Origin of the sequence: Colwellia sp. MB02u-14 (genome assembly GCF_014076915.1) — a bacterium.
GTDB lineage: Bacteria > Pseudomonadota > Gammaproteobacteria > Enterobacterales > Alteromonadaceae > Colwellia_A.
This window is the reverse complement of record NZ_JACGUX010000001.1, coordinates 91854-117616: the sequence shown is the minus strand read 5'-3', so window position 1 is coordinate 117616 and position 25763 is coordinate 91854. Positions and strand designations below refer to the sequence as shown.

Sequence of the window (25763 nt, the reverse complement as noted above, 5' to 3'; positions counted from 1 at the left end):
ACCACCCCATTCTTTATAAGTTTATCTCAAATACAACACACATCCATCAGTGATCCCACTTTCGCTTACCGTGGATTCAAGTCCCTTTAGCCACCCCATTCTTTATAAGTTTATCTCAAAGAGAACACACATCCATCAGTGATCCCACTTTCGCTTACCGTGGGTGCAAGTCCCTTTAACCACCCCATTCTTTATAAGTTTATCTCAAATACAACACACATCCATCAGTGATCCCACTTTCGCTTACCGTGGTGCAAGCCCCTTTAACCACCCCATTCTTTATAAACACACCTATAACATATTAAATAAAACCATCAGTGATTCTATTTTCGCTTACCGTGGTGCAAGCCCCTTTAACCACCCCATTCTTTATAAACACACCTATAACATATTAAATAAAACCATCAGTGATTCTATTTTCGCTTACCGTGGGTGCAAGTCCCTTTAACCACCCCATTCTTTATAAGTTTATCTCAAATACAACACACATCCATCAGTGATCCCACTTTCGCTTACCGTGGGTGCAAGCCCCTTTAACCACCCCATTCTTCCCCTTTATATTCAAAGCCTCTGGGCAATCACCTACTATAATTAGCACTTTCTAATGAATGCTCCTGTGCATATTCTGTGAACGTCACGTTGATATTAGCTAAGCTAATTAGGTCTAATTCACTACACGACTATCCAACTTATAGCCCACATGTTCAACATCGACCAGAACTAATTAACTGTGCTTGATTAGAGTATTTGACTTAAATTAATGACATTTAACTACGTATAAGAATTACGACAAAACGCCTAAATTTATTGTTAAGTATTATAAATCCAACTTTCATTTAAAATCGTTAATAACTTGATAGTTCTTTTATCCTAAAAATCAAAACTTCATATAAACCTACATCAAACTAAACAATTGATATTTAATTAAAGATTACTGTGCAACAATGTTTTAGTTCTCTTAAAATCTAATTTCTCCACCAAGAACAGCATAATTTAATAAGCATATTAGTTGTGATTTCATGATCAATTATTGTTTATGTAATGAGTTTTAGAACAATATAACCCCTGCTAAAATATCAGCCTTGACAAATATCAGCTCTGACAATAAAAGTAACTGAGTATTGAAAATATAATGAGGAAATAACTATCCAAAAATTCTGTAACTATTGTCATGATATCAATGGGGGGAATTACCTCTAAAAAGATCAAAGTATTAATATAATTTATCCCACCTTTTCCTGCGTTAGATCATATCAGTGGCGTTATTAGTCATTTATTATCAAAATACCGACCTTTTTTTGAAATTAATGATGGCTAAATATATTAAATGGACATTACTTATTGGCCTTGTTGTTGGCGGATATTTTTGGTTTGGACAAGAAAAACCAATGAATGTGACGGTAATACAGGCAAGTTATGGCGATGTTGAAAGTATTGTTGCCAATACTCGCGCAGGCACCGTATCATCGTGCCAACGCGCAAAAATGTCGTTTCCTATTGGTGGCACCATTTCAAGTATTGATGTCAAAGAAGGTGAATTAGTTAACCAAGGGCAGATTTTAATGAGCTTATGGAATGCTGATCGCCAATCTCGAATTTATGAAGCTAAAGCCTTAGTTATTTCTCAAAGACACACTAAAAATAGTGTCTGTATAAATGCAAAAAATGACACCATAATATTAGCCCGTACTAAAAATCTTGTTTCAAATAAACTCGCCTCACAAGAAAACTTAGATAATGCTTTGGCTAAATCAGAAGTATCTAACGCTTCATGTGCTGCCGCTAATGCACAAATTGATGTTGCAAAAGCGGTATTAAAAACAACCCAAGCGAGTTTCGAGCAAACTAAATTATTTGCTCCTTTTGACGGCATTGTTGCTGAAATAACGGGGGAAATTGGTGAATATTCTACGCCGTCACCACCGGGCATTCCTATGCCACCAGCAATAGACTTACTAACGCATCAATGCCATTACATTACTGCTCCCATTGATGAGGTTGATGCTGCTGATATTCAAATAGGCGATCCCGTTGTTATTCGTTTAGATGCTTTTCGAGAACAAAAAATTCTCGGAACTGTTAAACGTGTAGCACCCTATGTGCAAGATTTTGCCAAGCAAGCAAGAACTGTTGATGTCGATGTTGCTTTTAACAAACAAGTTTTACCTAGACTACTCACTGGTTACAGTGCTGATATAGAAATAGTATTAGAAAAGCACAAAAATGTGCTTTATATCCCCACTGATATTATTGTGGATAATCAGTTCGTTTTTATTGTCAATAAAGGTAATCGAATAGAAAAAAAAGTTATAAAGTTAGGGCTAAGTAACTGGCAGAAAACCGAGGTGATCTCAGGTATATCAGACAAAGACAATCTTGTGTCAACCTCTAGCAATAGTGCGATAAAGCCTGATGTTTTAGTTATTATGGATGTTAATAATGACTAAGTTAGCCACGACCAAGCAAATAACACTCAGCCATATTGATAAAACCTACATCGTCGGTGAAAAGCCATTACATGTATTAAATGATATTAATCTCTCCATCGAGGCGGGCGAATACATTTCAATTATGGGGCCGTCAGGCTCAGGTAAATCAACTTTATTAAATATGATTGGCTTACTTGATCGTGTCGATAATGGCAGCCTTGTGCTAGAACATACCGAAACCTCTTCATTAACTGAAGAACAAAGAGCTAAATTAAGACGAAATTCACTCGGTTTTATTTTTCAAAACTTTCAACTTATTTCCCGTTTAACTGCATTAGAAAATGCCGAATTACCCCTAGTATTAGCGGGAATAGATGGAAGTAAAAGAAGTAAAATAGTCACCAAATTGTTTGAAAGTTTAGGTTTAGCCGACCGTTTACAGCATTTACCGAAACAACTCTCCGGCGGTCAATTACAACGCGTGGCTATAGCAAGAGCTATGGTGATGTCACCAAAGATACTATTAGCTGATGAACCCACTGGAAATTTAGACCAAAAATCAGGTAAAGAAGTTGTTCATGTTCTTGAAAAGCTTAACCTACAAGGTATCACATTAATCATGGTTACCCATGACCATGAACTTGGGGCAAGAGCCAACAGACAATTAAAAATGGTTGATGGTGTCATTGTCTCTGACACCAGCACTTGCCATGAAAAAGGCACAAAAAATGAAGTGGCGTGATAGCTGGCGTTTTAGTGCTCAAGTATTGTTGCGGCATAAGGCTAGAACCGCACTATTGTCTTTTGCTGTTGCAATTGGCGTTTGCTCAGTATTGTTATTAACCAGTGTTGGTGAAGGTGCTCGTCATTATGTCAGTAAAGAATTTGCCTCTTTAGGTAGTGACGTCTTAATTATATTGCCCGGAAAAAAAGAAACCTCGGGTGGATCAATCCCTTTTTATAGCACCACACCTCGTGATTTAACCATTCAAGACGCCCAAGCGATTAAGCATTTATCCAGTGTAAAGTCCGTTGCCCCCGTTATTTTAGGTACAGCTTTAGTAAGCCATAAAAATAAAAGCCGTGAAGTGATCACCATAGGCTCTACTCAAGGTTTTCTTCATGTACGAAATTTAACACTCTCTCATGGTCGAGGTTTTAGCCAAAAGTCTGCTGATTTGGCCGAATCAATTTGTATTATCGGTGCTCAATTAAAAGACGACTTATTTGGTCGTGATAAAGCGATGGGCCAATGGTTAAAAATTGCTGACCGGCGATATAGAGTTGTCGGGATATTAGAAAAGCGTGGCGAATCTCTTGGGCTAGATATGAGTGATATGGTCATTATTCCGATACGTAGTGCAGAATCACTATTTAACTCTCCTGCTTTGTTTCGTATCTTAGTTGGATTAAAACCGCTACAAGACGAGCTGGTAACTCAGCAACGTATCTTATCTCTAATTAAAAAACGCCATGATGATGAAGAAGACATTACCATTATTAGTCAAAATGCAATGATGTCTTCCTTCGATAAAATATCGAATTTTCTTACCATCGCCATTGGCGTAATCGCCAGTATTAGTTTGGTGGTAGCGGGATTTTTGATCATGAACGTTAGCTATATTTCAGTGAGTAAAAGACAGCAAGAAATTGGCTTATTAAAAGCCATAGGGGCAACAGCGAATGAAGTACGCATTATTTTTTTAACTGAATCTGCTTTATTAATTTGTTTAGGTGTCTGTTTAGGACTCACGGCTGGTTACACCTTAACCGCTTTATTTAATCAGTTTATTGCAAGTTTTGTTTTAATCATTCCATGGTGGGCAGCACTAGCTAGCGGGCTAATGTCATTCATTATCGGTTTACTTTTTACTTGGCTACCTGCGGCAAAAGCGGCAAGCCAAGATCCTGTTAGTGCAATGCGGGGGAATTAAATGCAGTTTATTGATAAGCTTAATTGGGTCAAAACATCATTATATTCCCAACGAAAAAGAACTTGGCTAACCGTTGTAGGTTTTGCTACCGGTATTGCTGCCGTTGTTTTAATGAATACAATAGGGGAAAGTTTACGACAATATATTTTGAAAGAATTTACCCAGTTCGGCAGTAATATTATTGCGGTTTCTCCGGGGAAAGCACAAACATTTGGTCTTGGTGGTCTATTAAAAACAGTTCGTCCACTAAGTTTGTCTGATAGCGTCCATTTGCAAGCATTACCTGAAGTTGTTTTTACGGTTCCCGTTATTGCCGGAACTTCAAAGGTTAAAGCACAAGGAAGATCAAGGCATACCGATGTCGTTGGCGTTAACCATATGGCTGCTGATGCTTGGCGACTTAGTTTAGCCGGCGGTAGTTTTTTACCTGAAGATGATATTAATCGCCCTCGTCAATTAGCGGTATTAGGATCCTTGATAAAACATGCACTGTTTGGACAATCAAACGCGGTTGGTCAATTTATTCATATTGGCGGCAGGCGATTTCGAATAGTTGGCGTACTTAACGAAAAAGGCCAGTTTGTCGGTCAGAGCCTAGATGAAATGGTTTATATTCCGACAGCGAGTGCGATGCAGCTATTTAACCGTGACAGTTTGATGGAAATTGATATTTTCTACCGTGAAAATATGTCTTCTAACATCGTAGCGAATAAAGTAAAACAACATTTGACCCGAATTCACGGCCGAGAAGACTTTACCATCGTCACCCAAGACGACATGATCTCAAGTCTTGATGATATTTTATCTATCATCAAAATTGCAGGCTCCTCGCTGGGTTTAATTTCATTACTCGTTGGTGCGGTAGGAATAGCGACAATTATGTCTATAACGGTAAATGAGAGAGCCAGTGAAATAGGCTTGTTAAGAGCGGTTGGGTTTTCTACAACACTTGTTCGGCAATTATTTTTAATGGAAGCTGTCGTACTTGCTGTTGTAAGTGGATTAATTGGTTATTTAGTGGTGATGGTTTTATTACTTATTGCGACGTTTATTTTAGTTGATGTGCCGGTTGAAGTTAATTTTGCCGTTTTTCTCTTAACGTTAATTTTTTCCGGTATTATTGGCTTGTTGTCTGGTATATACCCAGCAGTACAAGCAGCGAAGCTTACCCCGATAGAAGCATTAAGAACACAATAACCTTTTGGGCCATGCTTTATGCGATATTTTTGATAATAGAATTTATTTAAAGCAATGCTTTGTTCTATTTATATATGTAACTAATGACAACAGAAAAAGCACTTCAACTAGTCCCCCCCTATCGTAAAAGTTAACATCTAAACCTCGAAGGTCTATTCATTTTTAATGAGGTAAAAACGCTATCACCCAAACAGTGGTCATGACAGATACTGTTTCTTGAGGAAAGCGTATCTAGCGTAATATTACGGTTAGTTGTCGTTCTAATTTGGCATTATTATAACACTAGAATAATCAAAAAAACCTTGGATTACTTACGGCGCTGTCCAATGGACAGATTCACGTTCATATGATTTGTCAGTCACCCAGTTAATGGCTGTTCAATATGCATTAATGACGAAAGCAGAAACACGTAATGATTCAATAGTCGAAATTCTAGATATAGGTATAGTGCTAATTCGGGGCTTTAATTACCCTGATTTAATCGATTATATAAACAAAATGCCTAAATAATTTCATGTGAAAACTCACTAAGCCACATAAAAATGGGTATGAGATCTAACTTTAGGCAGGCTATTTATTTATTTCACAAACAACACATAAATACTTAAGCATCACCACTCGTGATGTCATTTTTACTCATCATGGCTTCAAGTCAGTTTAGTTGTAGGTCTTTTCTAAGTTTTTCTTTAAAACCATCTAATAACGCCTATTTAGGTAATTTATCTAGGTGTTGCTGATTTTTTTGATTAAACTAACAGTAATTAAAGTAAGAAGCACACTGTAATGGAAAAACATCAACAATTATTAATTGCCTTAAGGAAAGTTATACGGGCAATAGGTTTACATTCAAAACAACTGAATAAGACTTCAGGCTTAACGACCCCCCAATTACTAATTATGCTAGAAATTGATAAAACGTCTGGTATCAATTCAAGTCAAGTCGCTAAAAATGTCAATTTAAGTGCCGCTACCGTGACTAATATTTTGGATAGGCTAGAGAATAAAGGCTTAGTTTCAAGAGTACGTAGTACCCAAGACAAGCGTAAAGTCAGTTTATATTTAACCGAGGATGGTAAAGCACTTTTACTCAATGCACCACAAGCTTTGCAAGAGCATTTCATTGAAAACTTTGCTAATTTGGCGCAATGGGAGCAATCACAGTTACTTTCATCTATGGAGCGATTGGCCGGTATGATGGATGCAAATGAAATAGATGCTGCTCCACTATTAGAACTTAATGCGATGAGCGCCAGCAGTATTCATAAAGCTGACACACCTAATAAGTAATTACAGCCCGGTTTAACCCGAGCTGTATTCTATTAGCGTAGTAAATGTAAGAAATGTAAATGCTTGTGGTATTGATCAATAATATTATTGATCACTGCCGTTTTCGACCAGCCCATGATGTCATAGTCTTGCCCGCCTTCGCCCAAATGAACTTCAGCACGATAGTAACTTTGATCATCTTCAGCTTCATTAGCTTCAATAACATAGTCAGGTTGAGAGTACTTACGAGCTAACACCCGATATACAAACTCTTGTGCTTCGCCATGGTCCACAATTAACGTTAATCCATTGTCATGTGAAATCTCAACATTGATTTGATTTGCCTGCAGCTCTTTAGCGACAGAATCAAATGCTGGCACTACTGTCTGCTTAACAAACTTACTGACATTAGTTTTATTAGGGAAATCAACAACATTCTTTAGTCGTATTTGCCAACTATCACTATTGTCATTACTCGAATGGGGGAGCCCTGTTATTAACTGACTATCCTGTTTAAAAGCCTCGACTCTTAACGATTTAATCAAACCAGCAATGGCGAGTAATAATACGAGAGTAAAGGGCAATGCACTAGCAATAGTCATAGTTTGAAGGGCATTAAGTCCCCCTGCCAACAGCAATATAGCCGCCACTATACCAATACCAACCGCCCAATAAACACGTTGCCACAACGGTGTATCATTCTTGCCATGCGAGCAAAGCATATCAACCACCATAGCCCCAGAATCACAAGAGGTGACAAAAAATATTATAATCATCAGCACACTAAAAAATGAAAGTACTGAAGATAGTGGGAAGTTTTCAAGAAAAACAAAAAGTGCGATTGATGAGTCTTTACTGACCATTTCACCTAACCCAACGATTCCTTGGTTATAAACTAAATCAATGGCACTATTACCAAAAATAGTCATCCAAAATAATGTGAATACGGTTGGTATTAGCATAACGCCGATAATAAATTCTCTGATCGTACGTCCACGAGAAATTCTGGCAATAAACAAACCAACAAAAGGTGCCCACGCCAGCCACCAGCCCCAGTAGAATATCGTCCAACCACCGATCCAGTCGGTCTTTTTATAAGCGAATAAATTAAAGGTGTTATGCACAATATCCGCTAAATAATCACCAATATTTTGTAAGTAAGCTTGTAATAAAAACACCGTTGGACCGAGCACAAAAATCAACAATAACAGTATTATAGCTAAAACCATGTTGGTTTCAGAGAGTATTTTAATGCCCTTATCTAATCCCGTTGCAACCGATATAACCGCTAGTGAAGTAATACCGAACATAATGATTATTTGATTGGTAACTGTGACCTCAATACCAAACAAATAACCAAAACCAGCATTCACTTGTGAGGCGCCTAAGCCCAGCGAAGTAGCAACACCAAAGACAGTACTCACCACCGCAAAAATGTCGACTAGATGTCCTGGCCATTTATAAATTTTATCACCAATCAAAGGATATAGTGCAGAGCGTAACGTTAATGGTAAATTATGACGATAACTAAAATAGGCTAATACTAAGGCGACAATGGCATAAATAGCCCAAGCATGAAGTCCCCAATGAAAAAATGTCATCTTCATTGCTTCTTGCACGGCTGCAACCGTACCTGTTTCTGCTGTCGGTGGTGACAAATAGTGCATTAAGGGTTCGGCAACACCAAAAAACATCAAACCAATGCCCATTCCTGCAGCAAAGAGCATCGAAAGCCAAGAAACTAAGGAGTAATCTGGCGTTGAGTGATCTGGGCCTAAACGAATGTCTCCATAACGAGATACGCCTAAAAAGATAACAAAAAAGAAGATGAATGCAACGGTTAGTACATAAAACCAACTACCGTTTTCAATGATAGATGTTTGAATAAGTGTAAATAAACTCTGCGCCTGTTCAGGTAGCGCAGCGGTATAAAGTAACAAGGCAATAATAATAGCGGAGGCACTGCCAAATACCTTTTTGTTCAATTGACTCTTAACGGTTGTAGGCAAACTCTTCCCCTGATTTTAATTAGTATTGATATTATATCGACTTAAGCCATGCTGTAAACAATTCAGTGTACAGCGCAAGAAAATTTTAAGATGAATAAGTACCCTATTAGAAGCACAAATACATCAACTAATATATAAAGAGTTGTAAAAATTATCTATAAGTCCTATTTTTTGTTAAGCTAGGCGAGAATAAATTTAGTTCGAACTCTAATAATATCAACTCAAAACATAATTAACCTACTAAGGGATAATCAATATGAAATTCACTAAGTTGCATTATGCGGTCTTAACGGCCATAGCAGCATCAGGCTCTCTCTATGCCGAAGAAGTAAAAGAAAAAGCAAAAGCAAAGATTGAAGTCATTGAAGTTACTGCAACTAAACGCACTGAATCCATTCAAGATGTTCCCGTTACCGTCACCGCATTAACCGGTGATAGTTTAGAGAAACTTGGTGTGTCAAATTTTGATGAGTATGTAGAATTTCTACCCAATGTTGTTTTTCAGGGCACTGGCCCTGGACAAAATGAAATATATATTCGCGGTGCAGCTACTGCGCAAACCAATATCTCTGTTTCGTCAGTGCAAGCTTTACAGCCCTCTGTTGCTTTTTATTTAGATGAACAGCCGGTATCAATGCAAGGTCGTAATTTAGATGTTTACGCGACCGATGTTGAACGTATAGAAGTTTTGCCTGGGCCACAAGGTACGCTTTTTGGTGCCAGCTCTCAATCAGGTACTGTGCGTTTAATCACTAAAAAGCCAACCCACGATGGTTTTTCTGCCGGTTTTGATACCAGCCTAAGCTCAACTAAAGGTGGTGATTTAAGTAATTCTGTTGAAGCTTATTTTAATATGTCTTTAACTGACTCTCTTGCGGTACGTGTTGCCACTTATAATGACTTCCAAGGCGGTTGGATAGATAATATACGCAATGTTCCCGGTCAAGGGGGTTATAACGGTAGTGCGGTAGTTATTGATAGAATTTCTGCTAATTTTGCTAAATTAGCAGATCCTGAGAATACGCCTGTAACCGCGCCACAAAACGATGCTTTAGTCGAAGACAACTTTAATACCGCCAACTATGCGGGTGCACGTTTTGGTGTCTCTTACTTGATTAATGACGAATGGAACCTTCTAGTTCAGCATACTCAACAGTCGCTTGATACTGAAGGTGTGTTTTCTTATGATCCAAACCTTGAAGGCCAGACATCAACAAACCGCTTTGTACCCGAAAATAACAATGATGATTTTGGTTTAACTACGTGGACATTAGAAGGACGCCTTGAGCAACTTGATATTGTCTATACTGGTGGTTACTTAGACAGAGACATTAATTCAACGATTGATTACACCGGTTATACCAATGGTGGTCAATTCTCTGCTTATTATGTTTGTAACTATGCAAGCGTACCTGAAGCACAAGAGTGTCTTGACCCCACTAAGTATTACAAAGAACAAACCGACACCTCTCGTACCACCCACGAACTTCGATTCAATACTCCGGCTGATAATGCCTGGCGTGTAACCGCTGGTGTTTTTTATGACACGCAAGAAGTATCATCAGTAGGTCAATTTAAAATAGCCAATACCGAACTTTTTCCAGATTTACAAGAAAAGCGAGCGCTTGCAGGTACTGACGGCATTAATAGTAATGGCGGACCTTTCCCTGCTGAAGTCAGCTTTGTTAATGATGTTACCCACACGATAGATCAAGTCGCAGTATTTGGTCAGTTTGCTTATGACATAACCGACACCGTTACCGCGAGTTTTGGTGCGCGTTGGTATCAAATTGATGATATTTACAAAGGAGCGACTACTGGTGACGATGTTAGTGGTCGATTGCAAGCCTTCGGTGATGGTAGTGATGCTGCCTTAAACGAGTTTTTTAGCGCAGAAGAAGCAACCGCAATCCAAGCGGCTATTGCCAGTGGTCAGTTAGACACTAGCTTACTTGATAGTGACGGTACGCTAACCGTTGATGATACCATTATCAAAGCTTCTGTTGATTGGAAAGTAACGGACGATGTAATGGTCTTTGCTTCCTATTCAGAAGGTTTTAGACCGCCGGTGACTAACCGTGTAGGTGGTGGTGCTGCAGCTAACCAAGAAGGCGCTTTTGAAGGTTTCCGCATCCCCGTATACTCAACGACAGATAGTTTAGATAACGTTGAAGTTGGTTTTAAATCTACCTTGTTTGACCAATCATTGCGTTTTAATGCGACAGCTTATTATTCAAAAATATCTGATCTACAAACCTCGCGCTATGACCCAACCAATATCAGCTTCTTAGTATTTACTGATAACGTGGGTGATGCTGAAATTAAAGGTATTGATGGTGATTTTAGTTGGGTAGTGACTGACAACTTAGTTATCTCTGGCGCGTTCAGCTTAATTGATACTGAATTAACATCAGTTAATGACGTACTTGATGGTATTGCACCAAGTGTGGGTAGTAGATTACCTTATTCAGCTAAATTTTCAGGTAACCTACAAGCACAATATTACTATAATATCTCTGGTGATCTAACGGGTTATATTAACGGTTCAATTAGTTATACCGGCGAAAGACTTGCGGGTATGGCAATGGACGCTTATATGGTCGAAGATGCGACTAATTTAATTTATGGCACAGGCTCAGGTTTAAGTATTCAAAAAGAAGCTGATGTTTATAAAGGTGTTAACTATCAAAGTAGTAACGGAGAAACCTTTGCGGGTGGTCGTTACATCCAAGATAGTTACATTTTAGCCAACTTAAGCTTTGGTGTGACTAACGACGAATGGAAAGCGGAATTGTTTATCGATAATTTAACCGATAAAAGTGCCATTCTATACGTTGATACTCAACAATATACGCCAAAAGTTGTTTCTAACAGACCTCGTACCATTGGCTTTAGATTCTCATATGATTTTTATTAAGCGTTAATGTTAATTAACTTTTAACTAAAAACTAAATAAAGCCGCTTGAACTTTGTATCAAGCGGCTTTTTATTGATAGAGTATCTCATCAGAGCAAGATCACTTGTTAAACTGCCTTGGAGCAAAATCGTTGAACAACACACCCCTTACCCCAATTGAAACACAATTAAAGTCGATTCAACACTTGATCCAAACGGCAAAATTTAATGAAGCAATCGCACAAGGTAAAACACTGCAACAACAAGTCACCGAACAGCAAGACCACATTGAATTATGGTATTTAATGGCTATTGCCCAGCGCTATAGCAAAGAGTTTACCCAAGCACTCACCAGTATTAACGCGTTACTTAAACTTGATGCCCTGCACAGCCGAGCAAATCAAGAACAAGGTTATACGCATTTAGCCTTAAACAAGGTTAAGCAAGCTAAATTATCCTTTGAAAAAGCCGTGCAACTTAATCCAAGTTTAGTGGGAAGCTGGCATGAGTTGATTCAACTTTACCGACAAGACAGCCAACAAGAACAAGTGCAAAAGGCAGCTAACCATCTCGAAAGGTTGAAAAAACTCCCACCGGCTTTACTGGCAGTTACAGAGTTAATGTATGAAGGAAAATTATTAAAAGCTGAGCAAATTTGTCGACATTTTTTACAAAATAATAAACGTCACGTCGATGGCATGTGCCTACTTGCTGAAATAGGTATGGAACTAAAAGTTTATGACGATGCAGAGTTTCTACTGGCGAGCGCACTTGAGTTAGCTCCTAATCATATTCATGCTCGTTCTCAATATCTCAACCTTCTTATCCGTTTAGGTAAATATAAAGCCGCAGAACAACAGGTTGAAACGTTACTCGTTGAACAATCTGAGAATCTTAGTTATAAAGTTGCCAAGGCCAACATCTTAATGGGCTTAGGAAAAATAGAACAAGCCATTACTTTATTTGATCAAGCCATCGCACAGAATGATAAAGTTCCTGGTTTCTATTTACAACTTGGCCATGCGCTTAAAGCACAGGGCGATATCAAAAAAGCGGTCGCTGCTTACCAAAAAGCTTATCAATTAAACCCCAGCTACGGTGATGCATTTTGGAGTTTAGCCAATACGAAAACCTATCGCTTTAGTGATGAAGAAATTACCAAAATGCAACACCAGCGCACGGATGAAAATTTGGCGATAACCGATAAAGTGCAACTACACTTTGCTACGGGTAAAGCCTTTGAAGATAGAGAAGACTATCAACAAGCCTTTGAAGCTTATCAGCAAGGTAACGAATTACAGCATGCTAGCAATGGCTTTGACATCAGCAAAATAGAACAGCAAGTCGCTGAACAACTAAAATACTGCACAACCGAATTATTTGAAAATCGGGGTAATTTAGGGCTAAAAACACCTGACCCTATTTTTATTGTTGGTTTGCCCCGTGCAGGCTCAACCCTGCTTGAACAAATACTGGCTTCACACAGTCAAGTTGATGGCACGATGGAACTGCACAACATTTTAGGCTTAGCGTCGAGGTTACGCGGGCGCGAGAATAATAAAAATGATCAGGAAAGTCATAAAGAAAGCCAATACCCCAAAAATTTAGCTGAAATAAACTCAGATTATTTCAAGCGCTTTGGGCAACAGTTTATCGATGAAACACGTGTATACCGTGAACAAGCACCACTTTTTATTGACAAAATGCCTAACAACTTTTTACACATAGGTTTGATTAAATTAATACTGCCAAACGCAAAAGTCATTGATGCCAGACGTCAGCCAATGGCTTGTTGTTTTAGTGGGTTTAAGCAATTATTTGCCGAAGGGCAAGATTTTAGTTACAACCTTGAAGACATTGGACGTTATTACCAAGCTTATTTAAAATTAATGGCCCATTGGGACCAGGTGTTACCTGACTTCGTATTAACCGTTAATCATGAAGATGTGGTTGATGACTTAGAAAAGCAGGTCAGAAGGATACTTGATTTTTGTGGCTTACCCTTTGAACAGTCTTGTATTGATTTTCATAAAACCAAGCGCACCATTAAAACCCCAAGTTCTGAGCAAGTTCGCCAACCTATCTATAAAAGCGCTACCGAACAATGGCGACACTTTGAGCCCTACCTAGGCCCATTAAAAAAAGTGTTAAACATTAACTAAACTGATGGTTCATAAAGTCGTTACCTTTTAGCGAAGTCTGTATCTACTTGCTTTAACATTCATTGTGGAATCAGTGAGTATAGATATAGTCGGTTAAATAAACTAACATAATAATATTGCTATTTTGTCACGACCCTAAGTTGGAATAACGCTAACGTGTATGAGCTATAGTTTATTGTTTTTTAATCGCCTAACCTGTTTTTTGCTCTTGTGTGTCAGCATTATTATTCCCGTTTACAGCAACGAGCGCCCAAAAGAACTGCTTAATGAGTACTCTGTAGAAATGTTAACAGAGGAAGATGGTTTTTTTTCATCTGAAATATATTCTATTATTCAAGACAATCAAGGTTTACTGTGGTTTGGCACCGCCGAAAATGGTGTTATGTGTTATGACGGCAGAAAAGTAACTCTCTTTGAATTTAACAGTATGAGTTCAAGTGGTTTGTCACATAACGACGCTGGCAATCTTATGCTAGACCACAATGGAAAAATATGGGTAGGCACTTGGGGAGGAGGCGTTAACCTTTATAATCCAGAGATGGGCGTATTTCAACATTTTATTCATGACCCTCTCCGCACTGACTCTATTTCATCGAACCGGATACAATCTTTATTTCATGACCAAAAAGGTACGGTTTGGTTAGGCTCTTATGACAGTGGTTTAAATCGATATATTGGCAATAACCGCTTTGAGCAAATAAAAAAAATTGATGGGGTTGCATCGAGTTTATCTCATAATAGAATTTGGGACATTGAAGATAATAATAGTAACAGTCTTTGGGTTGCAACAAGCTTTGGATTAAACTTGTATGACAAAAAAAAGCGAACTTTTAGCCACTTTTTCCCTGCACCAAAAAACAAAACGCCTACAGGTGCAAACGAAATAAGAAGTATTTTAAAAACGTCTAAAAATAAACTTTATGTTGGCACACAGCAAGGCCCCTTTATTTTTGATCAACAAAGTGGTGTTTTTATGCCAATAAAAACCCTTGATGATAAATATCTAGGCCAAGTGAATTCTATGATTGAAGATCAAGAAGGTTATCTTTGGTTTGTCTCCAGTAAAGGCTTATTTCGTCAATCAAACGTAAACCTTCAAATAGAAAAGCTTAACCTTGAATATAACAATGGCTTGAGAATTGTGTTCGAAGATAGCTCAAGAACGCTATGGGTTACTAGCGAAAATCACGGCATATATAAGATAATACAACATCGCAAATTTAAGTCGATTAATAACCCTGAACTTACAGCGCCTAATGGTATAAGTGTCGATGATAACGGGGATTTATTAATTATTTCTTCATCTTCACAAATATATAAATGGCAAGTTTCATCACAAAAATTAGTCCGCTTGTCTGACACCATTTTTAATGACCAAAATGGCTACGGGACAAACAGGTTATTAGAAAAACCGACTATATTTTCTGATGAGCATAATATTTTATGGGTTGCACAGGATGGAGGCTTAGCTAAATTTAACTTAATCACTAAGGAAGTTGAGCTAATAACATACCCTAAATCAGACCCAAACTATAAAGAGTTTAGGGAGTTACGAGCACTTAATATGGACCAATTTGGTTCACTTTGGATTGGTACTTATAAAAATGGTGTATATCGCTACAATCCTTCGACCAAAAAATTTACACACATAGATAGTTCCTCAGGACTATCTCATCCAGAAGTATTAGAAATATTTAAAGATAATCAACAAAATATGTGGGTGGGTACAGGCAATGGTGTAAATCTTTGGGACGAAGCAAATCAACACTTTATTTCATTTCAAAGTAATAAGAATAAAGCCGACAGCTTATTAGGAAATATCGTTCAGGATGTACATCAAGACAGGAATGGTAAAATTTGGATTGCCACTCATAAAGGCCTTAATTTATATTTGCCTGATACAAAAACGTTTAAACATTTTAGTAGGAAAAATGGCTTACCCACTTCGTTAATCCGTGCCATTGAAGATGATAAAAACGGTCAGCTATGGCTGACAACAAATAAGGGGATCTCCAGGTTAAATCCACTGCTGGGAGATGTTACTAATTTTGACAGTTACGATGGTTTGCTTGGCATGAATTATTACCCCAATAGCTTAGTAAAATGTCGAAATGACACACTTTTTACTAGTAGCCAGCGAGGTATTGAATTCTTTAACACCTCAACTATGGAAGTAAACAACAATGAATTTACAGTTGTTCTAACGGGTTTTAATAAGATGGGTCAGTCAGTCAAACTGAAAAAACCTTATCCCTATGTCACTGATATTGAAATGTCTTATCTAGATTACTTTTTTTCTTTTGAATTCTCAGTATTAGACTTCATTGCGCCGAACAAGAATAAGTATGCTTATAAGCTAGAAGGGTATGATGATAATTGGATTGATATTGGAAATCGAAATATAGCTTCTTTTACTAATTTAGATGGTGGTTCATATAAATTTTTAGTAAAAGCGACAAATAGTAGTGGTAAGTGGGGTGAAAAATTCCTGTCAATTAACTTATATATTTCCCCTCCTCCTTGGAAAACCTGGTGGGCCTATAGTCTGTATTTATTAATCGCTGCACTTGTTGTGTTCACCGCTATTTATTTTAGAACCCGTTTACAACAGACAGAAATAATCCAGCAAAAAAAATTCGTCTCTACGCTTGAACAGCAAGTTGCACAGAAAACTGCATCATTAAACACACAAGCTAAAGATTTAATTGACGCTAATAAAAAATTACAAATACTAACCTACCAAGATGGATTAACAGGGCTATATAATCGTCGTTACTTTGATAAAAGATTAACTGATGAGGTCAATCAGAATGAGCGTGAAAATCAACCGTTATCTCTTATTTTTGGCGATGTTGACCACTTTAAACTATTTAACGATTTGTATGGACATCAACAAGGTGATAGCTGCCTTAAACAAGTGGCTCAATGTATTTATAACAGCATAGCTACCATGACAGGGGCTAATTGTCGTTACGGTGGTGAAGAGTTTGCAATTATCTTGCCTAATACCTCAATAGAACAATCAACTCTCGTTGCTGAACGCTTATGCTTGGCCATAGAAAGTATGAAAATCCCTCATGAGAAATCTGAAACGAGTGCCTTTATTACCTTAACATTAGGGGTAGTAACTATTCCATCTGGACAAAAAACATCGGTGGATTCAATGGTATTAAGTGCAGACAATGCATTATATCTTGGTAAGCATAAGGGCAGAAATAGGGTAACACGAGGCACCTAAGGTGTTTATTCTTGTGATTTCACAGTATCACCCCGTTGCATTCGTCGATATATCAATAAAAAGAGTAAGCTCAACGGCGATCTTCGCTGCAGCTTGATGAAATAAATCAATAAAATTCTAAGTTACTTATGAAAAATGCTCTCTGTGATTCAGTAATCCTTTTCAATAAAATAAGGCCTAACACCCTCTTGTTGTTAATCAACAGTTAACTATAAGTGACAGCCATCGCCCTCACTTTTTAACAGATTGATTTTATTTAATTTATTTGTAACTTCAGCTGTTTTATTATGTACCAATAAAATGAGATGGTTATATAATTTTAAAGATTAACAAGTGAAAAATTGAGTGTTCTCATCTCATCTTTTAACTGTTAGGATAAGTTTGTGAATATCCCTTTATTGAATCAGTAAAATAAGGAAAATCTTTGCGAGAGCAATCTAAAATAAGTCGTGTTAATAATAAGAAATTCGAACAACCGACTGTTATTTCATTATTTGCATTGGTGGGTATGTCTATTACCGCCATCATGGGCTTTATTGGCTTATTTAACAAAAGTTTTGCTTTAGCCATCTCTTTATTTTTCGCAAGTTTTATTTATTTTATCGGTTATTATGCCTATAAAAAATTTAATAATTTAAGATTAAGTTCCGCAATTGTTCTCTATTCACTCTATATATTAATGTTTTATCTTGTATACACCGGTGGTGTTGAAAGTACAGGACCTTTATGGGTATTTATCGTTGCACCTGTCTCAGTATTCGTTCATGGGTTAAAACGTGGTCTCATTGATATTGCATTTTTTGTCGCTATTACCAGTATTATTATGCTTATACCCGCAGATTTAATCGCCCATGCTGTCTATAGTACTGAATTTAAATTACGTTTATTATACTCTTTTTTAACCGTGACTTTTCTTTCTGCTTTGTATGAACATTCTAGAGAAAATTCTTATAAACAAGCATTAGAGCTAAGCGAAAAATATCAAAAACTCGCACATTTAGACTCTTTGACTCAGTTAGCTAATCGTCGTGATGCACTTTCTATTCTCAAACGAGAACAAGCGCGCATCATGCGTACTAAAGAGCCATTGTCTATAATATTATGTGATGTTGATTATTTTAAGAAAGTGAATGACCAATTCGGTCACAATGCTGGTGATGCCGTATTAATAGAGCTTGGAGAAATATTCACTGGTAGCATCAGAGAGCAAGATTGTGTGGCGCGCTGGGGTGGTGAAGAGTTTTTATTTATTCTCCCTCAAACTGAAGCCAAAAATGCCAACATTTTTGCAGAAAAAATCCAAGAAAAATTACAGAGCCATTTGGTCAGTTATAAAAATAACAAAATCAATGTCAAAGTCAGTATGGGAATAGAGCAATTCAAGGATAATCAAACCATTGATGAAGTCATCAACAATGCTGACAAGTATCTCTATCAAGCAAAAAACTTAGGTAGAAATCAAATTTTTCCAAAGTTTTAATCCTCAAGCCTTTTAGCGACCCTACAATTTTCTCATGTGAGAAAGACATAGTTACACATAAGCCCAAATTAAAACTTTTTTACCTTTTTATTTAGAACAACCTACCTTTGGTCGTAAATATTTGATTGTTTACCGTTTTTACTTTTGTGTAATACAAAATATAAGGCTAATCTATAATCACACAAAAATAGGATAGTACTTATGACACAGTCAATAATTATCAACGGAAAAAAACATGCAATTGATGTAGATGGCAACATGCCATTGCTTTGGTTTCTTCGTGACCAACTAGAGCTCACGGGTACCAAATTTGGCTGTGGTAGTGGCTTGTGTGGCGCTTGTACGGTTCATGTTAACGGACAAGCCATTCGTTCATGCATTACTCCCGTTAGTACATTAGTTGGCAAAAAAATAACCACTATTGAAGGGCTATCTGAAAAAGGCGATCATCCGCTACAAAGAGCTTGGTTAAATAACAATGTTCCCCAATGTGGATATTGCCAGGCCGGCCAAATAATGAATGCAGCGAGCTTATTATCGGTTAACGCAGCGCCAAGCAGTGAAGAAATTGATACGGCAATGCAAGGTAATATCTGTCGTTGTGGCACTTATCAACGTATTAAAAAAGCCATTGTTGAAGCCGCTGACACATTAAGTAAGGAGGTTTAGTATGACTATTTCCAATGTAAGTCGTCGTGATTTTTTGAAAACTGCCGGTCTAGCGACCAGTGGATTAGTGATCAGCGTAGCTTTACCCATGAATGCTTTAGCCGAAAAAGGCATTATGAAAGAGAGTGCTGAAGAGATTAACGCTTTTATTCAGATTGCTGATAACGGCGATACTGTTATCTATTGTGGACGATGTGAAATGGGACAAGGCATAAGCACGGCTTTGCCTTCTGCCGTAGCTGATGAAATGGAAGCCGACTGGCAGCGTGTTACGGTTAAGCAAGGCGACGCCGACGAAAAGTATGGCCCTCAAGCCACAGGGGGATCAGCAAGTATTCGCGTAATGTTCCAGCCTATGCGTGAGGCAGGCGCTACAGCAAAAGCGATGTTAATAGCCGCTGCGGCAAAAGTGTGGAAAACTTCCCCTGATAATTGTTTTGCACAAGCACATTTTGTTATCAATAAAACCAACCAACAAAAATTAGGTTACGGTGAATTAGCGAGCATTGCTGCTAATATGCCTGTTCCTGAAAAGCCTACGCTGAAAAAGAAAGCTGACTTTAAATATATTGGCACAGCACTCTCTCGACATGATCAAGATGAGGTGGTTGTTGGCAAGCGTATTTATGGTGTCGACACTAAACTACCTGGCTTAAAATATGCTGCTATTATTCATTGTCCTGTTTTAGGCGGTGCGCTAAAAAGTCTAGATAAAACAGCGGCACTTAAAATGAAAGGTGTTAGTGACGTTGTCGAAATTCCACGTTTTGCTATCCCCTTTGGCTCCATTGGTGGTGTCGCGGTAGTTGCTGATAATAGCTGGACAGCACAACAAGCGGTAAAGCAGTTAAAAATAGAATGGAGTTTAGGCGAAAATGCTATTTATGATACTAAAGAATATAAGCAGCAACTTGTCAAAAATGTTGAAAAACCCGCAACCTTAGCGTCAGAACGTGGCGATATTGAAAAAGCATTTAGTACAGCAAAACATAAAATGTCAGCAACTTATACCGGTGGCCACCTTTCACATGCACCGATGGAGCCTAATGCCAGTGTTGTATGGGTACAAAAAGATTCGTGTGAAGTGTGGGCATCAACACAAAGTCCGGCAGATATTCAAAAAGTTTTAGGGCAATACCTCGAACGCGATCCAAAAGATATCATTGTTCATGTGGCAATGGCAGGTGGCGCTTTTGGCCGTAAGTTTAAGTGTGATTATGTACATGAAGCCGCGGTTATTTCACAAAAAACGGGCAGCCCTATTCAACTAACCTGGACACGTGAAGAAGATATGCGTACTGGTTATTATCACTCTATCAATGCTCAACACATCGAAGCTTCAATGGACGAAAATGGAAACGTTACTGGCTGGTTGCACCGTGCGGCGTTCCCTTCAATATCAACGTTATTTGATCCCTCTCTCGTTAGAACACCGGCGAATAGTTTGGATGATATTACCAATCATTTATTTGGTGTCGAAAACTGCCGCGTTGAGTCTGGCGATGCGAAAGCACACACACGTATTGGTTGGTATCGTGCGGTTTACGCTATTTTCTATGGTTTTGCTTTTAGCACTTTTGCCGATGAACTGGCTTATAAAGCTGGTAAAGATTCGTTATCTTTTGTTAATCAACTGCTTGACAACAATAAGAACAAAGAACAAACAGCACAAGTCAAACGAGCAAAAGATATTTTGGCCATTGCTGCTGATAAGTCAGGTTGGAAAAATCGTGATAAATTACCCGAAGGACAAGGTATTGGTTTAGCTGTACATTATAGCTTTCAAAGCTTTGTGGCTATGGCTGTGCATGTTGAAGTTAACGGAGACGATATTAAAGTATTGAATGTAGACTGCGCCATAGATTGTGGGCAAGTCCTTAACCTTGATGGCGCGACAGCACAAATGGAAGGTGCGGTTGTAATGGGCATGTCGTTAGCATTAAGTACTGAAATCACCTTTAGAGGTGGCGCAGTTGTTAACTCTAATTTTCATGACTATCCAGTTATGCGTATTACCGACATGCCAAATGTTCGCGTTCATATGCCTGACTCAGATGAAAGTCCAACAGGATTAGGCGAACCAGGTGTCGCTCCTTTTGCGCCAGCACTAAGTAATGCCGTGTTTGCCGCTTCAGGTAAGCGCTATAGAGATTTACCTTTTAAACCCATGTCAGTGTAAAGCATCAATGAAAGCTGTAGTTTTAATAACGCTAGGTTGTTGTAATCGTATTGATCAGCAGCATACATTGCTCATTGGGAGAATTTCCCTATGAGCAATCATTTGTCGCACATATTGGCACAATGGTACCCAAACCGTGATAACGCTGATTGGGTGCTAGCGACCATTTACCAAACTGAAGGTCCTTGCTATCGAAAACCAGGCGCTATGATGTTGTTTAGTAGTCAAGGTCATCAGTTAGGTATGCTAAGTGGCGGATGTTTAGAGTCAGACATTGGCGTAAATGCACGAAAGGTAATGCAATCAGGTAAACCAATGCTAGTTTGTTACGATGGTTCAGATGAAGATGATTTATCATTTCATCTCGGCATTGGCTGCGGCGGCACTATTTATATTATGTTGCAGCAGATAAGTGTTCATAATAACTACTTGTCATTAACTCAAGCATACGAGGCGCTTCAGCATCGTATTTCAGGCTATTTTTATCAAAGCATTGTCAGTAAAGAGAATGATGCTCAAGCATATTTTGAAGCTTCGGCTGTTAGCGATATTGCTGAAAAAGCTTCACTCATTCCCTCACCATTAAGTCATAATAATGTTGATACTGACTGGTTAGCAACGCCGATTGTACCAGAGCCTCACCTGCTTGTTGTCGGTGGAGGTATTGATGCACGTCCTCTAGTAAATATGGCTGAACAATTAGGTTGGAAAGTGTCATTGTGGGATCCACGCCCTGCCAATGCTCGCAAAGAGTACTTTTCCAATGTAGATCATATTATAAAAGGCGAGGCTAATGTCCTTGCCACTTTTGTTGCAGAAAAAGGTGTTAATGCTGCAATATTGATGAGCCATAATATCTCGATTGACGCACAAGCGTTAAAAGCTTTAGCAAAAACCACTATTCAATATTTAGCTTTACTAGGCCCTGATAATAGAAAAAAACAAGTTATCACTCAAGCAGAAATTAACGAGCAGTCTTTATCATTTAACTTCGCTGGGCCTGCCGGTCTTGAGATCGGTGGAACTTTGCCAGAGAGTATTGCACTTTCGATACTTGCTGAGTGCCATGCCAGTCTATTCAGTAAAAGCGCCCAATCAATTAGCGATGTACTAGAAAAAAAGGTACTAGAGCACAACCCCCTAGAAAAAAGTCACGATGAATAACCCAGAATATAATTTAAAAATCATTCTGCTAGCGGCGGGGAAAAGCCAGCGATTTAATGGCATCAAGTTATTAGCAAAAATACAACAGCAAGATACCTCTATCACGTTAATCGAGCATGCTTTACATCAGATATCTGGGGCGCTTAATACACTGAATATAAGTCAGAAAAACATTCGTGTTGCAACAGGCCTTTATCACTCACAGTTAAGCGCTTTGTTTAATGATCCCGATGTCTTAGATTATTGCGAAGATGCTCACTTGGGCTTAGGGCATACTATTGCACAGTCTGTTCGGCACATCCTCAATGATGATCAAAGTACGAGCCATATAATGATCGCACTTGCTGATCAAGTCGCCTTAAGTGTCGACAACTATATCGCTTTAATTGAAGAGTCTGTAGTTTCACCAACTAAATTAGTTTGCGCAAAAGCAGGGCAAGAGTTAATGCCTCCCGCTATTTTCACCTCAGCTTATTTCCCTGAATTAACCCATTTAAAAGGTGATAAAGGTGCTAAGCCTCTTCTCCACAAAAATAAAGAAAACCTGAAAACAGTCAGTATTCCTCATGCCGAAAAAGATATAGACACGCGGCAAGATCTCGACAACTGGCATAATGATAAATAAACACCCTACTATTTAAAAAATAAGTCGTTAACCACACTAACAGGACAATTTATGCACGCTTTTATAAAAATAATATCCGCTGCGTTATTAACACTTACCGCATCCAGTCAGGCCAATGATCTTACTTTAACAACCGACCAAGGTTTTGAATTAAAAGCGAGTTACTACCAAAGTAATCAAACAAGTGATCGCGCGGTATTGTTACTACATCAATGTAATTACAACAGAACCATGTATAACGACATAGGGCAGCAATTAGCCGATAAAGGTATTCATGCTTTAAGTCTAGATTTCAGGGGATATGGTGAAAGCGCTAAGGGTGAATTTAATTTCGAAAAGGTACGTGCACTACCGAGCGATAAGCAAAGTGCCGCTTGGCAGAAACTTTCAACCCTTTGGCCTAGCGATGTTCAGCTCGCTTATAACTATTTAAAAAATAACATGTCAGACAAAGGCATAGTCGGTGTTGTTGGCGCAAGTTGCGGGGGTTATCAAGCCATTACTTTAGCGGAAAAAAATCCCATAAGTGTAATGGGATTTTTCTCATCAGGCCAATCCGAAGATAACATAGCTCGTTATACAAAAACTTTAGCTAACAAACCGACGCTTATTATTGCCTCGGAAAAAGATACCGGTACTTATGAGAGTGCGCAAAAACTATTTAGTGCTTCGACAAATATGGGTAGTAAGTTTATTGCTTACAAAGGCACTGCTCATGGTTACCCATTACTTGACAGTGATACCGAACTAGCCGGTTATATGGTGAGCTGGTTAGATAGCCACTTAGTCAAGTAGCTCAATAAGCACTAAACCATTTAAATCTGTTCACTGTAGGCTTGCTTATTTGCACATGTCGATAGGCGACTTTATTGATGGTTAGGCTAAAAATCATCATACCTAGGGAGTTTTACATCAAGGTCTTCCCAGTTTGCTTTTGAAGTAATAACGTTATGGAATAAGGCCTTGCTGAAATATCAGAATCTAGAATACCTAAACGAAGTCGCAGCCTTGTTGGGTCTTGATAAAACCATTGGTAGCATAAGCCGCACCACTATTTTTTCGACACAATGAACAATGGCAGTAAATAATATCACTTATTTCACCCATAATTTTAATGCTTACCGCCCCAGATAAACACGGCCCCAAATGGATATAATTGACGACTCCGTTGTTTATTTTTAGCGCAAAAAACTGTCCTAACGCTTGGAAATTTTGATAAATTTCAGCCATTAAATTATGACCATTATCATTGAGAAAAAAGTGACAAGCAATATAGGTAAGCGTCGTTAATAAAACGGTACTAGTTGTATTTTATTGGTATAAAGAACATCGAATAAAAAGCACTTACCCTCAAGTTCTATTTATATAAAAATTGCTCGCTTAAGCAGCAACTAACTGCACACTTTATTGTTTAGGGTTTTCATGCGTTTTTCAAAATCAATATTACTTTTCATCTTCATCTTTGGTTGAGCAACGACCACTTCTATTGAGCTTGATGACCGTTATGGTTTTTCAAACCCAATTAATCGCGCCAAGACTGCGGATATAACGCCACAACAAAGTGGGTATTGAACGAGGACTATCGTTTATGACGGAGTACACATTTACAAGCGATCCCCCTAACAAATATTCAAGGTAATCCTAAAAAAATTGACCAATAGCGAAGCGAAGAATTTCATCCTACTTTACATGAACGCCAGCAATCACTAAAAGCAAACTTAGCCAGCAGCCTTATGTTTCAAATGTTGTAGTTAAAACGAAATAATCCATTACCTGATAATATGATTTTATCTAAAGTATTTGATGTTAGCCTTAACCGCCAGCAGAAATGCCCTACGCTTTACCCAACTTACCTGACCATGAATATCAACAATTAACACAATGGTTAGCTAAAGGCGAAAAAATGCCGACAGCCATTGCACCAACCAAGACTGAACTTGTTATGGTTGAACAATGTGAGGTCTTTTTAAAGGGTGACTAAAAAAAAGAACAGCTTGTTGCCCGATATCTTTATGAACATATATATCTAGCTAATTTATATTTTGATGCAACACAACAAAGCTTTTTAAATCTCGTTCGTTCAAAGACACCATCCACACAAGCCCTACAGATTATTACGACACGCCATCCGTTTTAAGACCCTGAAGTTGCAAGTGTTTATTGTCGTTTACAGAAAAAAAAGCAGCTGTTTTAGCCAAGCGTCACATGCCATATCGTTTTGATTCTGCCAAACTCACTCGCTATAAAGCGCTATTTTTTAGCCAGGATTATACCGTAGATAAGCTTTCAGGGTACAAAATACAAAACGCATCAAATCCATTTATTACCTTCCAAGCCCTGCCACTTGAGTCTCGTTATCGCTTTTTGCTTGATGAAGCACAATTCTCAATTATGAATTTTATTAAAGGTCCTGTTGGTCGAAGTAAAATTACTCTCACCGTTATTGAAGACCACTTCTGGCTAGCCTTTGAAAATCCAAATAAGATTGATATTTTGGTATCAACAAATTTTTAGTT

16 protein-coding genes and 2 pseudogenes are annotated in these 25763 nt (G+C 38.2%); 16 read left to right on the top strand and 2 right to left on the bottom strand.

Translation table 11 applies throughout. From position 1 onward, the window contains the following. Positions 1 to 1310: 1310 nt before the first annotated feature. The 5 genes from H4J52_RS00460 to H4J52_RS00440 all read left to right on the top strand — a co-directional run bounded on the left by H4J52_RS00460 (position 1311) and on the right by H4J52_RS00440 (position 6847). Positions 1311 to 2447, top strand: coding sequence for an efflux RND transporter periplasmic adaptor subunit (locus H4J52_RS00460; protein ID WP_220461052.1), 1137 nt, complete (start codon positions 1311 to 1313; stop codon positions 2445 to 2447). Then, the gene (locus H4J52_RS00455) at positions 2440 to 3171 is read left to right on the top strand and encodes an ABC transporter ATP-binding protein (protein WP_182180438.1); all 732 of its coding nucleotides are present in this window, start codon (positions 2440 to 2442) and stop codon (positions 3169 to 3171) included. The genes H4J52_RS00460 and H4J52_RS00455 overlap by 8 nt, the downstream gene beginning before the upstream one ends. Beyond that, on the top strand, positions 3158 to 4363 hold the full coding sequence (locus H4J52_RS00450; protein WP_182180436.1) for an ABC transporter permease: 1206 nt from the start codon (positions 3158 to 3160) through the stop codon (positions 4361 to 4363). The genes H4J52_RS00455 and H4J52_RS00450 overlap by 14 nt, the downstream gene beginning before the upstream one ends. Then, positions 4364 to 5560, top strand: coding sequence for an ABC transporter permease (locus H4J52_RS00445; protein WP_182180434.1), 1197 nt, complete (start codon positions 4364 to 4366; stop codon positions 5558 to 5560). A 783-nt stretch (positions 5561 to 6343) separates the two neighbouring features. After that, the gene (locus H4J52_RS00440) at positions 6344 to 6847 is read left to right on the top strand and encodes a MarR family winged helix-turn-helix transcriptional regulator (RefSeq protein WP_182180432.1); all 504 of its coding nucleotides are present in this window, start codon (positions 6344 to 6346) and stop codon (positions 6845 to 6847) included. 32 nt (positions 6848 to 6879) lie between these two features. Here the strand turns inward: H4J52_RS00440 and H4J52_RS00435 are convergent, their stop codons facing one another. Next, a complete protein-coding gene (locus H4J52_RS00435; RefSeq protein WP_182224072.1) occupies positions 6880 to 8835 on the bottom strand; it encodes a choline BCCT transporter BetT in 1956 nt (651 codons plus the stop codon). 256 nt (positions 8836 to 9091) lie between these two features. On the opposite strand from H4J52_RS00435, the gene H4J52_RS00430 reads away from it, so the two are divergent. The 9 genes from H4J52_RS00430 (at position 9092) to H4J52_RS00390 (ending at position 24042) form a co-directional block, all read left to right on the top strand. Continuing rightward, the gene (locus H4J52_RS00430; protein WP_182180428.1) at positions 9092 to 11752 is read left to right on the top strand and encodes a TonB-dependent receptor; all 2661 of its coding nucleotides are present in this window, start codon (positions 9092 to 9094) and stop codon (positions 11750 to 11752) included. Positions 11753 to 11882: 130 nt separating this feature from the next. Beyond that, entirely contained in the window at positions 11883 to 13892 is a 2010-nt protein-coding gene (locus H4J52_RS00425) for a tetratricopeptide repeat-containing sulfotransferase family protein (RefSeq protein ID WP_182224071.1), read from the top strand. 160 nt (positions 13893 to 14052) lie between these two features. Beyond that, a complete protein-coding gene (locus H4J52_RS00420; RefSeq protein WP_182224070.1) occupies positions 14053 to 17130 on the top strand; it encodes a diguanylate cyclase in 3078 nt (1025 codons plus the stop codon). Between the two features lie 424 nt (positions 17131 to 17554). After that, entirely contained in the window at positions 17555 to 18610 is a 1056-nt protein-coding gene (locus H4J52_RS00415; RefSeq protein WP_259367796.1) for a GGDEF domain-containing protein, read from the top strand. 201 nt (positions 18611 to 18811) lie between these two features. Beyond that, on the top strand, positions 18812 to 19279 hold the full coding sequence (locus H4J52_RS00410; RefSeq protein WP_182180424.1) for a (2Fe-2S)-binding protein: 468 nt from the start codon (positions 18812 to 18814) through the stop codon (positions 19277 to 19279). 1 nt (position 19280) lies between these two features. Continuing rightward, positions 19281 to 21458, top strand: a complete 2178-nt coding sequence (locus tag H4J52_RS00405) for a xanthine dehydrogenase family protein molybdopterin-binding subunit (protein WP_182224069.1) — start codon at positions 19281 to 19283, stop codon at positions 21456 to 21458. Positions 21459 to 21548: 90 nt separating this feature from the next. Beyond that, positions 21549 to 22622, top strand: coding sequence for an XdhC family protein (locus H4J52_RS00400; RefSeq protein WP_182224068.1), 1074 nt, complete (start codon positions 21549 to 21551; stop codon positions 22620 to 22622). Next, positions 22615 to 23247 carry an NTP transferase domain-containing protein gene (locus H4J52_RS00395; protein WP_182224067.1) on the top strand — a complete coding sequence of 211 codons (633 nt, stop codon included), beginning with the start codon at positions 22615 to 22617 and terminating at the stop codon, positions 23245 to 23247. The genes H4J52_RS00400 and H4J52_RS00395 overlap by 8 nt, the downstream gene beginning before the upstream one ends. A 51-nt stretch (positions 23248 to 23298) precedes the next feature. Continuing rightward, positions 23299 to 24042, top strand: coding sequence for a S9 family peptidase (locus tag H4J52_RS00390; RefSeq protein ID WP_182224066.1), 744 nt, complete (start codon positions 23299 to 23301; stop codon positions 24040 to 24042). A gap of 86 nt (positions 24043 to 24128) precedes the next feature. Here H4J52_RS00390 and H4J52_RS00385 read toward each other — a convergent pair. Next, positions 24129 to 24399, bottom strand: a pseudogene (locus H4J52_RS00385) (GFA family protein). 676 nt (positions 24400 to 25075) lie between these two features. Between H4J52_RS00385 and H4J52_RS19750 the strand changes: the two are divergent. Beyond that, positions 25076 to 25384: pseudogene (locus tag H4J52_RS19750) on the top strand (fatty acid cis/trans isomerase). A gap of 23 nt (positions 25385 to 25407) precedes the next feature. Next, on the top strand, positions 25408 to 25761 hold the full coding sequence (locus H4J52_RS00370; RefSeq protein WP_182180412.1) for a fatty acid cis/trans isomerase: 354 nt from the start codon (positions 25408 to 25410) through the stop codon (positions 25759 to 25761). Positions 25762 to 25763: the final 2 nt, after the last annotated feature.